The organism is Actinoplanes lutulentus (assembly GCF_003259845.1).
Lineage (GTDB): Bacteria > Actinomycetota > Actinomycetes > Mycobacteriales > Micromonosporaceae > Actinoplanes > Actinoplanes lutulentus.
On sequence record NZ_QLMJ01000025.1, the window covers coordinates 65,898 to 78,837 of the forward strand.

The 12,940-nt window shown below is 70.5% G+C and carries 12 protein-coding genes and 3 tRNA genes; 6 read left to right on the top strand and 9 right to left on the bottom strand.

Features of this window, described 5'->3' with window-relative positions:
• Positions 1-29: 29 nt before the first annotated feature.
• The 3 genes from B0I29_RS39375 (at position 30) to B0I29_RS39385 (ending at position 4,401) form a co-directional block, all read left to right on the top strand.
• Positions 30-2,765 (top strand): helix-turn-helix transcriptional regulator, encoded by a 2,736-nt coding sequence (locus tag B0I29_RS39375; protein ID WP_111654274.1) that lies wholly within the window; start codon positions 30-32, stop codon positions 2,763-2,765.
• Between the two features lie 89 nt (positions 2,766-2,854).
• Positions 2,855-3,652 carry an alpha/beta hydrolase gene (locus B0I29_RS39380; RefSeq protein WP_111654370.1) on the top strand — a complete coding sequence of 266 codons (798 nt, stop codon included), beginning with the start codon at positions 2,855-2,857 and terminating at the stop codon, positions 3,650-3,652.
• Positions 3,619-4,401 carry an MBL fold metallo-hydrolase gene (locus B0I29_RS39385; RefSeq protein WP_245973132.1) on the top strand — a complete coding sequence of 261 codons (783 nt, stop codon included), beginning with the start codon at positions 3,619-3,621 and terminating at the stop codon, positions 4,399-4,401. Before B0I29_RS39380 ends, B0I29_RS39385 begins: the two co-directional genes overlap by 34 nt.
• A 39-nt stretch (positions 4,402-4,440) precedes the next feature.
• Here B0I29_RS39385 and B0I29_RS39390 read toward each other — a convergent pair.
• The 8 genes from B0I29_RS39390 to B0I29_RS39425 form a co-directional block, all read right to left on the bottom strand.
• Positions 4,441-4,516: transfer RNA gene (locus tag B0I29_RS39390), tRNA-Glu, on the bottom strand.
• A gap of 137 nt (positions 4,517-4,653) precedes the next feature.
• Positions 4,654-4,726: transfer RNA gene (locus B0I29_RS39395), tRNA-Glu, on the bottom strand.
• Positions 4,727-4,794: 68 nt separating this feature from the next.
• Positions 4,795-4,866: transfer RNA gene (locus B0I29_RS39400), tRNA-Gln, on the bottom strand.
• A gap of 63 nt (positions 4,867-4,929) precedes the next feature.
• Positions 4,930-5,733 (bottom strand): NAD(P)H-binding protein, encoded by an 804-nt coding sequence (locus tag B0I29_RS39405; protein ID WP_111654275.1) that lies wholly within the window; start codon positions 5,731-5,733, stop codon positions 4,930-4,932.
• Between the two features lie 39 nt (positions 5,734-5,772).
• Positions 5,773-6,567, bottom strand: a complete 795-nt coding sequence (locus B0I29_RS39410) for a fumarylacetoacetate hydrolase family protein (RefSeq protein WP_111654276.1) — start codon at positions 6,565-6,567, stop codon at positions 5,773-5,775.
• Between the two features lie 39 nt (positions 6,568-6,606).
• Entirely contained in the window at positions 6,607-6,897 is a 291-nt protein-coding gene (locus B0I29_RS39415) for a helix-turn-helix transcriptional regulator (RefSeq protein WP_111654277.1), read from the bottom strand.
• 7 nt (positions 6,898-6,904) lie between these two features.
• Positions 6,905-7,747 carry an ABC transporter permease gene (locus tag B0I29_RS39420; RefSeq protein ID WP_111654278.1) on the bottom strand — a complete coding sequence of 281 codons (843 nt, stop codon included), beginning with the start codon at positions 7,745-7,747 and terminating at the stop codon, positions 6,905-6,907.
• On the bottom strand, positions 7,744-8,616 hold the full coding sequence (locus tag B0I29_RS39425) for an ABC transporter ATP-binding protein (protein ID WP_111654372.1): 873 nt from the start codon (positions 8,614-8,616) through the stop codon (positions 7,744-7,746). Before B0I29_RS39425 ends, B0I29_RS39420 begins: the two co-directional genes overlap by 4 nt.
• Before the next feature lie 154 nt (positions 8,617-8,770).
• On the opposite strand from B0I29_RS39425, the gene B0I29_RS39430 reads away from it, so the two are divergent.
• Positions 8,771-9,712: a 3-methyladenine DNA glycosylase gene (locus tag B0I29_RS39430; protein WP_111654279.1), complete on the top strand. Its 942-nt coding sequence runs from the start codon at positions 8,771-8,773 to the stop codon at positions 9,710-9,712.
• Between the two features lie 8 nt (positions 9,713-9,720).
• On the opposite strand, the gene arfB is transcribed toward B0I29_RS39430, so the two are convergent.
• Positions 9,721-10,146: an alternative ribosome rescue aminoacyl-tRNA hydrolase ArfB gene (gene arfB / locus B0I29_RS39435; protein WP_111654280.1), complete on the bottom strand. Its 426-nt coding sequence runs from the start codon at positions 10,144-10,146 to the stop codon at positions 9,721-9,723.
• 83 nt (positions 10,147-10,229) lie between these two features.
• Here arfB and B0I29_RS39440 point away from each other — a divergent pair, with 83 nt between their 5' ends.
• Together B0I29_RS39440 and B0I29_RS39445 are read left to right on the top strand one after the other, a co-directional pair.
• Positions 10,230-11,555, top strand: a complete 1,326-nt coding sequence (locus B0I29_RS39440; protein ID WP_111654281.1) for a M16 family metallopeptidase — start codon at positions 10,230-10,232, stop codon at positions 11,553-11,555.
• Positions 11,552-12,892, top strand: a complete 1,341-nt coding sequence (locus tag B0I29_RS39445; RefSeq protein WP_111654282.1) for a M16 family metallopeptidase — start codon at positions 11,552-11,554, stop codon at positions 12,890-12,892. Before B0I29_RS39440 ends, B0I29_RS39445 begins: the two co-directional genes overlap by 4 nt.
• Positions 12,893-12,940: the final 48 nt, after the last annotated feature.

The window sequence follows — 12,940 nt, forward strand, 5'->3', positions numbered from 1 at the left end:
CATCGATCACCGCCCGATAGGCTGCCGCCGTGCGGCTCTTCGGGCGGGATGATCGGCTCTTCGGACGCGAATCCGAGTGCGCCACCCTCGATTCTCTGATCGCGGGGGCGCGATCGCGGCACAGCGCGGCCTTGGTGCTGCGCGGCGAGCCCGGCGTCGGCAAGACCGCACTCCTTCGGTACGCGGAAAGCCAGGTGCCCGAGGCCCTCACCATCCGCGGCGTCGAGTCCGAGTCCGGTTTCCCGTACGCCGGCCTGCATCGACTGCTCATCCCGCTGCTCCCGGAGCGTGACCGGCTCCCGCCCTCCCAGCGTGCCGCCCTCGAAGTGGCCTGCGGTCTCACCGAGGGCCCGTCGGCCGACCTGTTCCTGGTCAGCCTGGCGTCGCTGACCCTGCTCGCCACCGCACCCCGGCTCTGCGTCGTCGACGACGTGCAGTGGCTCGACAACGAGTCGGCGCGGGCACTCGCCTTCGTCGCCCGCCGCCTGCACGCCGAGGGTGTGGTGCTCCTCTTCGGGTTGCGCGGCGATGACCCGGGCCTGTTCGCCGGGATCCCCGACCTGATCGTGAGCGGTCTCACCCGGGACGCCTCGATCGCGCTGCTCTCCGACGTGGTCACCGACGACATCGACCTGAGCCTGGCCGAGCACATCGCCGAGACCACCGGCGGCAACCCGCTCGCGCTCACCGATCTGGGCCGTGAACTCACCGCCGACCAGTGGCGCGGCGCGTCGCCGCTGCCCGAACCCGTGCCGATCGGCAGCCGGCTGGAGAGCCACTACTCCGCCCGGGTACGCGGTTACCCGCCACCCACCCGGACCTGGCTGCTGCTCGCGGCCGCCGGCGCCGGGAGCCGTGGCGAACATCTGCTCGCCGCCGCCCGTCTGCTCGGCACCCGGCCCGAGGACGCCGGCCCGGCCGAGGGCGACCGTCTGGTGACCGGTTCTCCCCCGGTCGACTTCCGGCACCCGCTGGTCCGGTCCGCGGTCTACGGCGACGCGCCGCCGGCCCAGCGCCGGGCCGTGCACGCGGCCCTGGCCGCGGCGACCATCGACCCGGCCGAGGCCGACCGCCGAGCCTGGCATCTGGCGTCCGCGGCCGCCGCGCCGGACGAGCAGGTCGCCGCCGAGTTGGAACGCCGGGCCGGCCGGGCCGGCGCCCGTGGCGGGTACGCGGCCCGGGTCACCTTCCTGAACCGGGCCGCCGAGCTCACCCCGGACCCGGCGATCCGGGCCGGGCGGCAGGTCGACGCCGCTGCCGCCGCGATGACGGCCGGGGCGCCGGCCCGTGCGCTGTCGCTGCTGGACGTCGTGGAGGAGGCGCAACTGGCCGGGCCGGTGCTCGGTTCGGCGCTGCTCACCCGGGCCCTCGCCACGGTCAACACCGGGGCGCCGACCGGCCTGCGGGACGCGGCGGGCCTCTGTCTGGAGGCGGCCGCCGCGTTCGGGGCCGACCACGTCCAGGCCCGGCGAGCCACCGTCCAGGCGGTGGACCACGCGATCGGCGCCGAGCGCCTGGGCAGTGTCGAGGAGACCAGGGTCGCCGCCGAGGCCGCGCGGCTGGCCGGCACCGATCCGGACGGCCTGGACGGGCTGCTGCTCGCCGGGTACTCCGCTTTCATCCTGGGCGGTTACCGGACCGGCGCGCCCGCGATGCGCCGTGCGGTCGCCGCGGTTCTCGACCCGGCGGTGCCCGACGAGACCCTGCTGCGGCGGTTCGTCGTCGCGGTCAACTTCAGCAACCTGCTCTGGGACGACGCGTCCCGGCTGGTCCTGCTGGACCGGGCCGAGTCGGCGGCGCGGCGTACCGGCGCCCTGTACGCGCTCGACCTGGTCCACTTCGTCAGCGCGATGACCGACGCCGCCCTCGGCCGGCTCGACCAGGCCGACCGGCACGACGCCACCGGCCAGCGGATCCGCCGGTCGATCGGCCAGACCGCCGACCAGGAACAGGTCTGGCGGCATCCCGAGCTGGTGGCCTGGCGGGCGCCGGACGGATTCCGGGACAGCGCGGCGCAGGCCCTCCAGGTCTTCGAGATGCTGCACCTCGGCGCCATGCACTCGGTCACCGTGCTCGCCACGGCCATCCTGGAGATCGCCAGCCGCGATTACCCGGCGGCCCATGACCTGCTGCTGCGGATCGTCGACCTGGGCCACCCACGCCGGTACGCGTACGCGCTGCCGGACCTCGTGGAAGCCGCGCTGCGCGCCGGTGACCGGCCGGCCGCGGCCCGGGCGCTGGACGACCTGGCCGTGGCCGCCCGCAGCAGCGCGACACCCCTGGCGCTCGGCGTTCTGGCCCGGTCCGACGCGCTGCTGGCCGCTCCGGAGCGGGCCGAGCCGTTCTACCGGGAGGCGATCGACCTGCTCGGCGCGACCGCGTCCTTCGGCGACCTGGCCCGGGCCCGCTTGCTGTACGGCGAATGGCTGCGCCGCCGCCGCCGTCGCCGGGACGCGCGGGATCAGCTGACCACGGCGCTGGAGATGTTCGAGGCGATCCAGGCCGGCGCTTTCGTGGAGCGGGCACGATCGGAACTCGCCGCCCTCGGCGAGAGCGTGCGGTCCCCCGTACCCTCGCAGGGCGAAACGGCCTTGACCCCGCAGGAGGCCGCCGTCGCGCGCCTGGCGCGCGCCGGGGCTACCAATGGCGAGATCGCGGCGCATCTGTTCCTCAGTGCCAGCACCGTCGATTACCACCTGCGCAAAGTGTTCCGGAAGCTCGGTGTCGCCTCCCGGCGGCAGCTGCGCGAGGTGTTCCAGGACTGACGCGCACGCGCGACTACGCATCGCACGTGATTCGCGAGCGGTATCGCTCCCATGAGGATCGAACGAGGTTCTATGAGGGGGTATTGATCGTGAAACCGATCGTTCTTGTCCACGGCTTCTGGGTGACACCGCGCAGCTGGGAGAACTGGATCGCGCACTACGAGGCCAAGGGTCACCAGGTCATCGCACCGGCGTACCCCGGCTTCGAGGTCGAGGTGGAGTCGCTCAACGCCGACCCGGCGCCGATCCTGGCGGTCACCGTGCCGCAGATCATCGCCCACCTGGAAGAGGCCATCAAGGCCCTGCCCGAGCCGCCGATCATCATCGGTCACTCAGCCGGCGGCGCGTTCACCCAGATCCTGCTCGACCACGGGTTCGGCGCGGCCGGCGTCGCGATGAACTCGGCGCCGACCGAGGGTGTCCGGGTAGTGCCGCTCTCCCAGGTGAAGTCCACGTTCCCGGTCCTGAAGAGCCCGGCGAACCGGCACAAGACGGTGCCGCTCTCGTTCGAGGAGTGGACGTACGCGTTCACCAACACCTTCACCGAGGAGGAGTCCCGCTACCTGTACGAGCGGTACGCCATCCCGGCCAACGGCGGCATCCTCTGGGGCAGCGTGCTCGCCAATTTCCAGCCCGGCCACCAGGACACCTGGGTCGACTATCACAACGACGACCGGGCGCCGCTGCTGTTCGTCTCCGGCTCCGAGGACCACATCATGCCGCCGGCGATCCAGGAGTCGAACGCCAAGCACTACAAGTCGAACACCATCACCGAGCGCAAACAGTACGAGGGTTACGCGCACCTGCTGCCCGCACAGAAGGGCTGGGAGCAGATCGCCGACGAAGTGCTGGAGTGGGCGCTGCGGCACGCCCTCCCGTCGCGGTGAACCTGCGGATCACCCACATCGGCGGCCCGACCGCACTGATCGAAATCGACGGTGTGCGCCTGCTCACCGACCCGACCTTCGACGACCCGGGCCGCCGGTACGCCTTCGGCCTGGGCACGTCCTCGGTCAAGGTGGCCGGCCCGGCACTGCGCCCCGGCGAACTGGGCCGGATCGACGGGGTGCTGCTCTCCCACGACCACCACGCCGACAACCTGGACGACGCCGGCCGGGCGCTGCTGCCGTCCGTGCCGGTGGTGGTCACCACGGTGAGCGGAGCCGGCCGTCTCGGTTCCTCGTGCAAGGCCGTCGGCCTCGCGCCCTGGGAGAGTGCCTCGGTCGCCGGTTTGGAGATCACCGCCACACCGGCCCGGCACGGCCCGCCGCTGAGCCGGGCGCTCGTCGGCGACGCCATCGGGTTCGCGATCCGCCCGCCCGGCTCGTCGTCGGTGATCTGGATGACCGGCGACACCGTGCTCTTCAGCGGCGCGCGCGAGGTGGCCTCCCGCTTCACCGTCGACACGGTGCTCCTGCACCTGGGCAAGGTGCAGTTCGGCCTGACCGGCCCGATCAAATACACGATGAACGGCCGGGACGCTGCCCAGCTCATCGCCGAGCTGAAGCCCCGCCGGGTGGTGCCGGTGCACTACGAGGGGTGGTCGCACTTCCACGAGGGCCGGGCAGAGGCGGAGGCCGCTTTCCCGCCATCGACGCTGACCTGGCTGACCCCCGGGATCGCCGAGACCGTGTAAACGAAACGGCCCGCATCAGCTGATGCGGGCCGTTCTCGTTGGTAGTCCCGAAGGGATTCGAACCCTCGCTACCGCCTTGAGAGGGCGGCGTCCTAGGCCGCTAGACGACGGGACCCCTGCCGCTCGGTGTTTTCACCCCGTGCGGCGGGCTGAACTCTATCAGGACCAGCGCCTTAGCCGAAATCGCCCCGGATCTGGCCTGGAACATGAAACGGCCCGCATCACCGGAGTGACGCGGGCCGTTTCAGCCTGTAGTCCCGAAGGGATTCGAACCCTCGCTACCGCCTTGAGAGGGCGGCGTCCTAGGCCGCTAGACGACGGGACCAGGTACTGCCTTTGTTACCAACTGCGCTGTAGAACATCCAGCGCCCACTCCCTCGCGGAAGTGATGCGCTGGGGTACCAGGACTCGAACCTAGACTGGCTGAACCAGAATCAGCTGGGCTGCCAATTACCCCATACCCCATTTGGCCCTGCTTGCTGAGCCGTTGAGAACTTTACCTGAACCCTCCCGGCCCACCAAATCGGGTTACCGAAATAGATCCGCGTGACTTCGCGCCCACTCTTCGTAGGTGGTCGCCGGGCGGCCCAGAAGATCAGCAACGGTGGATACCGCAGGTTGCGGGTACTCCAGCAGCTGGGCGAGCCCGTCCAGATACCACTGCCCGTACTCACCCATCGTGGCCGTGAACTGATCCCGGGCCTCGTCGCCGGTCAGCTCGACGTACGTCAACTCCCGGCCGAGCGCGCGGCCGATCGCCGCGACCTTCTCGCGGCGGCTCAGCGCTTGCGGACCGGTCAGTTCGTACGCCTTCCCGAGGTGCCCGTCGGACAGCAGCACCCGGGCGGCCACCGCGGCGATGTCCTCCTGGGCCACCGGGGCGTTGACGACGTCACCGAAGGCGTCCCGCACCACGTCACCGGAACGGATCTGCGGCGCCCACAGGTCGGCGTTGGCCATGAACTCGCCGGGCTCCAGATGGGTCCACGGCACGCCGGACGCTTCCACGGCGTCCTCGACCACCTGCCAGTGCTCGCCTTTCGCGCCGGCCATGTCGACGATCACGCGTACCCCAGCCTGTGCGGCGAGCCGGCACACCTCGAAAGCGGAAGCGGGGTGCGGAGCGAGGTACATCCGGTCGACGCCCGCAAGGGCGTCGGTCAGGGTTTCGGGCCGTCCGACGAAACCGCGCGCCACCTCGACCCCGGCAGGCAGGTTCGCCTTGACGGGATCGACGGTGAGCGCGCGGATATCGGTGGCGCCGAGGGCGAGAAGTTCGTCGACAACCATCCGGCCGACATTGCCGGTGGCGCCGGTCACCAGAATCCTCATTCTCCGTACGCTATACGGAGAATGCGGATCATGGGCGGGTCAGTCGAGGGCGACGACCGGGTTCCGCAGTTCGCCGATGCCCTGGATGCTCACCGAGACGGTGTCGCCCGGGACGATCTGGCTGACGCCGGCCGGGGTCCCGGTGAGGATGATGTCGCCGGGCAGCAGCGTCATGACGTGCGACACGTACGAGATCAGGGTCGGGATGTCGAAGACCATGTCCTTGGTACGCCCGATCTGGCGCACCTCCATGTTCTGCGGATCACGGCCGACCTCGCATCGCACCTCGACGTCGCTCACGTCGAGCCCGGTGACGATCCACGGACCGATCGGGCAGAACGAGTCGAAACCCTTGGCCCGGGTCCACTGCGGATCCTTGCGCTGCAGGTCACGGGCGGTCACGTCGTTGCCGCAGGTGTACCCGAAGATCGCTTTCTCGGCGCCGGCCCGGTCGACCCGGCGGGCGCCGGTCGCGCCGATCACGACGGCGAGCTCGGCCTCCTCCTCGACCCGCTCGGTGACGCTGGGGATGCGGATCGCGTCGTTCGGCCCGATCACCGAGGTCGACGGCTTGATGAAGATGAGCGGCTCCTTGGGCACCTCGTTGCCCATCTCGGCCGCGTGGTCGGCATAGTTGCGACCGATTCCGATCACCTTGCTGGAGAAGATCGGCGCGAGCAGCCGGACGTCGGCGAGCGCCCAGCGCTGCCCGGTGAGGCGAACCTCCTCGAACGGCAGGCTGTTGATCTCGGCCACCGTAAGGCCCGAGGAGCCGTCGCCCTCGACGACGCCGAAAGAAACTCCACCGGCATGAACAAAGCGGGCGAAACGCACGGTAACCCCATCTCTAGGAACGCTGATTCGCCTCGAAATCTACGCCGGGCGTGACGCCTCGCCCGACCCCGCGCCCAAGCCCGTTCCCAAACCCGTTCCCAAGCCGGTTCCCAATCGCGGGAACGGGTGCAGTGAGAAGACCACCTCGATAGGCACCCCGAAGTGCTCGGAGATGCGCAGCGCCAGGTGCAGGCTGGGGCTGAACTCGCCCCGCTCCAGGTAACCGACCGTCTGGTAGTGCACCCCGAGCGCGTCCGCGAGCTGCCGGCGGCTGATCCCCCGCTCGGCGCGCAGCATCGCGATCCGGTTGAACGTGACCTCGCTGCCCATCGCTCCCTCAAACGCCCATCCGCGTCATCGCCCGCTCGCGACGAGCCGCCACCGCCGACCCGGACTCGCGGCGTGCCATCCGCCGCAGGACGCCCGGCGCGAGCGCCAGCCCGGCCACCGACCAGATCCCCAGCATCAGGAACGTCCGCGTGTGCCGCCAGGAGTCGCCCAGCTCCGCGACGACCAGGGCGTCCGGCAGCAGAGCCGATCGCAGGCCCAACCCTAGCCAATACATCGGAAAGAGCTGCGCGACGCCCTGAAGCCAGCCCGGCAGCGCGGTGATCGGATAGAAGATGCCGGAGATACCGACGAGTCCGAAGATCGGCAACATCAACAACGACAGCGTCCGTACGTTGTCGAAGAGCGACCCGAGCATCGCGCCGAACGGCATCGTCGACAGGAATGCCAGCGGCACCAGCCACAGCAGCGTGAACGCGCCGGCAGCATCGAACTCCAGGCCGCCCGCGACGAGGAACGCACCGGGCAGCACCACCAGGCAGCTGATCACGCTGACCCCGGCGACCAGCACGCTCTTGCCGATCAGGTAACCGGACATGCCGTCGGGTGTCGCTTTCGCCCGCAGCAGGGTGCCGTCCTCCCGATCCATCGCCAGGTACTGCGCCATGGTCATCACCCCGGCGATCACCGTCAGCATGCCGAGCGAGCTGACGAACGTGTGCGCGCCGAGAGCGATCTCGGTGCCGGGCACCGTGGAGCCACGCATCAGCACCAGCGTGCCGAGCAGCAGCAGCGCGGGCAGCAGGTAACCGAAGACGTCCTGCCCGGTGGTCAGCGTCTGCCGCAGCTCCACGCCGCCGCGGGCCAGGCCCAGCCGGAAAACCCGGTTCATCTCGCGCTCCCCTCCGCCTCGCGCACCAGCTTCATGTACGTCTCCTCGAGACTGCTGGGCCGCACCTCCAGCCCGCCGATCGCCTCGCCGTGCTGCTGGAACAGCCCGCGCACGAACGAGGTGGCATCGGTGGCCGAGTGCACGAACCGGCGTCCGTCCTGCGTCCAGCGGACCTCGGTCTCGCCGGCCACCTCACGGGCGAGCTCGTCGGCCGAGCCACCCGCCACGATCCGGCCGCCGGCCAGGATGAGGATGCGGTCCGCCAGTTTCTCCGCCTCGTCGAGGTCGTGCGTGGTCAGCAGCACCGTCGTCTCCTCCACATCGGTCAGCCGATGCACGAGGTCGTGGAACTCACGTCGCGCCTCCGGGTCGAAACCCACCGTCGGCTCGTCGAGGAAAAGCATCTCCGGACGGCCGACGATGCCGATCGCGACATCGAGCCGCCGCCGCTGACCGCCGGAGAGCCGGACGATCCGGGTACCCGCCTGCCCGGCCAGCCCGACCACCTCGAGCAGCTGATCCACCGGCCAGGGGCGGCGGCGCTCCGCGGTCGAGTACGCCGCGTAGTACCCACCCAGGTGGTGCAGCAGCTCGCGGACGTGCCATTTGCTGTGGTCGCGCCAGGACTGCAGCACCACACCGATGCGGGCGCGCCAGCGCTCGTCGCCGCTCGCCGGGTCGACGCCGAGCACCCGGACGTGGCCCGCCGAACGATGGCGGAAGCCCTCCAGGATCTCGATGGTGGTGGACTTGCCGGCGCCGTTCGGCCCGAGCAGGACGAGCACCTCGCCGCGGCTCGCCGTGAAGTCGATGCCCGCCAGGACCTCTTTGGGCCCGTAACTCATCCGGAGGTCCTGAACCTCAATCATGTCCAGCACGTTATCAAGTCTGTAGTAGATGTGCTACATGTACGAGCAGCCGTACTTCATGACGGCGTGAGTTGATCGGTGTACATACGGTGGCGGAACTCATTCGCGCCAAACGGTGATCGTGTTGATCGCCTTGGCTATATACATTGGTGCGATGGGGATCAAGCAGGTGAGGGCTCTCACCACCACGCTGCCCTCGGTCGCCTGGATACCCCTAGCCCGAGCGCACGCTGAGCGCGCCGACGACATGACAGCGGGCCACCGTGCCCGCCGTTCGGCGAACGAGAAACACGCCATAGAGGATTTTCTCTACGACTACTACGGAACACGCCCCAACCAGCTGCGCCGCTGGCACCCCGGAGTCGGCACCGGCCTCGCCCCGGCGCCGGCCGGCCTGCCCGAGCACGCCGGGTGGAAGTTCTACGTGAGCCACCCGGACGGCGTGGTCACCCTCAACCAGGACGCCTTCCTGGCCGCCCGCGGCGAGAGCGTGCGGTACATCCACGGCCTGCTCACCGCGACCGCGTCCCGCCCGGTCTTCTCCGGCTGCTTCGGCCTGCACGAGTGGGCGATGGTCTACCGCGATCCGGAGCACCGCCACGAGCTGCCGCTGCGCCTGGGCCAGGCCGAGACCGACAAGGTGGTGGAGCAGCACACCATCCGCTGCACCCACTTCGACGCGTTCCGGTTCTTCACCCCGGAGGCGGTCGGCCTCAACCGGCTCCAGCCGACCCGGGCCACCCAGGTCGACCTGGACCAGCCCGGCTGCCTGCACGCCGCGATGGACGTGCACAAGTGGGCGCAGAAACTGGGTCCCGCCGTGCCGGGCGCGCTGGCTCTGGACTGCTTCGCCCTGGCCGGCGAGATCCGCCTGCTCGACATGCAGGCCAGCCCGTACGACCTGGCCTCGTACGGCCACCCGCCGGTGAAGATCGAGACCCCGGAGGGCAAAGCGGAGTACGTCGCCCGCCAGCGCGAGTTCGCCCGCCGGGCGGCCGGCCTGCGCAGCCGCCTGATCCGGGTCTGCGAGGAGCTGCTGGGCCCGGAGAACGCCGCCCAGAACCGCGAGGCGGTCGCCCCCTTCAACCAGCGCTGAGGACTTCTCTAGTCGTCGGCGCCGGGGCGGCGGTTACGCTTGATCTGGCCGCGGCGTTTCTTCTCGCCGATCCGGCGCTCGACCGCGCCGCGGGACGGCTTGGTCGCGCGGCGCTGCCGGGGCGGGGCCGCGATGGCGCCGGCGATCTGGGCGCCCAGGCGGGCCGCGGCCGCCTCACGGTTGCGGAGCTGGGAGCGGTGCTCGGACGCGGTGATCGTGAGCACACCCTGGACGAGGCGGGCGCCCAGACGTTCGACGGCTCGCTCCTTGAGGGAATTGGGCAGCAGGTCGGAGCCGAGCACGTCCCACGACAGCTCGACCCTCGAATCGGTGGTGTTGACGCCTTGACCACCCGGTCCGCTCGCTCGGGAGAAACGCCACGAGAGCTCGGCCGCCGGGATGGTCAGGCGGTCGTTCACACGTACGTCCTCCATCACGCCCCCAGCATCGCACCGAGTCGCGATCATGCGCTATTCGGTTATCGATGGGCTGGCAGCAACGAAACAGGCGGCAGTGCATGATTGGTGGGGTGACGTCACCAACCGCACCGGTCGCCACGACCGGGTATCCGTGGCCCATCGAAACAACGCGGCTCGCGAACGGCCTGCGGGTCGTCGTCAGCGAGGACCGGACCGCCCCGGTCGTCTGCGTCAACCTCTGGTACGACGTCGGCTCCCGGCACGAGCCCCCAGGTCAGACCGGGTTCGCGCACCTTTTCGAGCATCTGATGTTCGAGGGTTCGCAGCACGTGAAGAAGACCGAGCACATGAAGCTCGTGCAGGGTAACGGCGGCTCACTGAACGCCACCACCAACCCGGACCGGACGAACTACTTCGAGACGATGCCGTCCGAGCACCTCGAGCTGGCCCTCTGGCTGGAAGCGGACCGGATGGGCGGGCTGGTGCCCGCGCTCACCCAGGAGACGCTGGACAACCAGCGCGAGGTGGTGAAGAACGAACGCCGCCAGCGGTACGAGAACGTGCCGTACGGCGACGCGTGGCTGCGCCTGCTGCCGCTGCTCTACCCGCAGGGCCACCCCTATCACCACGCCACGATCGGGTCGATGGAAGACCTGAACGCGGCCGCGCTGGAGACGTTCCAGGCCTTCCACCAGCAGTACTACGCGCCGAACAACTGCGTGCTCACGGTCGTCGGCGACACCACGCCGGCCGAGGTGTTCGCGCTGGCGGAGAAGTACTTCGGCGGCATCGCCACGGTGGACGGCATCCCGCCGGCGCCGGACGGCAGCCTGCCCGAGCCGGCGACCGAGCCGGCCGTCGAGACGGTGACCGCCGACGTCCCGGCGCCGCGGATCTACCTGTCGTACCGGACGTACCCGTTCGGCACGCTCGGGTACGACGCGGTCACCGTGCTGGCGACCATCCTGGGCAGCGGACGCGGCAGCCGGCTCTACCAGCGGCTCGCCGACGGCTCGCGGATCGCCCAGCCCGACTACATCGGTTCGTACGGTGTCGACCTCGCGCACGCGCCCGCTCCGCTGATCATCACGGCGACCGCGAAGGACGGTGTGTCGCTGGAGACGCTGGAGGCCGGCCTGGCCGACGTGATCCAGAGCCTGATCGACGAGCCGGTCACCGACGAGGAGCTGAACCGGGCGAAGGCGCTGCTCACCACCGCCTGGTGGCGGCAGGTCTCCACGGTCGGCGGCCGCGCCGACACCCTGGGCCGGTACACGACGCAGTTCGGCGACCCGTCCGCCGCGGCGGATCGGCTGGCCCGCTGGCTCGCCGTCACCGCGGAGGACGTGACGAACGCCGCCGCGGAGACGCTCCGGCCGGAGTCCCGCGTCACTCTCACCTACGTTCCCGGGGAGCCCGCATGACCCTCATCACCGAACGGCCGAACCCCGGAGCGGCCCGTCCGTACGCCTTCCCCGGCGTCCGCCGCCTGGAGAAGCACGGCGGCACCGTGATCGCCGCCCACCTGCCCGGGCAGATCCTCGCGAGCTCGGTGCTGCTGCTCGACGCGAGCGCCGCCCGGGAGTCCGAGGGACGCGAGGGCACCGCCACGGTGCTCGCCAAGTCGCTGGAGGAGGGCACCAAGAGCCGCGACTCGGCGGCGTACGCGCTCGCGCTCGAAGGACTGGGCGCCGAACTCTCGCCGTCGGTCGACTGGGACACGTTCCGGGTGGGTGTGTCGGCTCCCGTACCCATGCTGACCGATGCCGTGCGCCTGGCCGCCGAGGCCGCGCGGACGCCCAGGCTGGATCCGTCGGATGTCGCGCGCGTGCGCGACGACGAGGTGACCGCGCTGCGGATGGATTGGGCGCAGCCCGGTCCGCGTGCCGACGCGTCGCTGCGCAAGGCCCTGTTCAGTGCGGATGGTCGTTACTCCCGGCCGCTGCACGGCGATCCGACGAGTGTGGCCGCGGTGACCGTGGAGGACGTGCTCGCCTTCCACGAGGCGTGGATGCTGCGACCGGGTGTGCTGCTGGTCGCCGGTGACCTGGACGCGCTGGACCTGGACGCGCTGGCCGAGGCGGCGTTCGCGGGCACCTCGGGTGACCCGCTGCCGCTGGAGGGTCCGCTGGGTGTCCCGGTGCCGGACCGCCGCCGCACGATCCTGGTGGACCGGCCCGGCTCGGTGCAGTCGACGCTGCGGATCGGGCACCGCTCCCCGGAGCGGGCGACGCCGGACTACGTGGCGATGACGCTCGCCGCGACGGTGCTGGGCGGTGCTTTCACCTCCCGGCTGAACCACCTGATCCGCGAGGTGAAGGGCTACACCTACGGCATCCGGGGCTCGTACGGGATGACCCGCCGCTCCGGCCGTTTCGAGGTGGCGGCCGGGGTGCAGACCGCGGTGACCGGGCCGGCTGTCGCGGACACGCTCGGCGAGATCAGGCGTACCCAGGAAGAGGGTGTCACCGAGGCGGAGCTGGAGGTGGCGCGTTCCTGGCGGGCCGGTCAGCTCTCGGTCGAGATGCAGACGCCGGGCGCGATCGCCGGCGCGCTGGCCTCGCTCGTGGTGCACGGCCTGCCGGACGACTACTACGTGACGCTGCGCCGCGAATACCTGGAGGCGAGCGTCGAGCAGGTGTCCGAGGCCGCCGCGCGGCATCTGTCGGTGGACGGCCTGACCCTGGTCGTCGAGGGTGACGCCGCGGTGATCCGGGACGACCTGGCCGAGTTCGGCGACCTGGTCGACAGCGAGATCTGACACGTGACGGCCGCCAGGGGAGAACGGTCCTCTGGCGGCCGCCCGCTA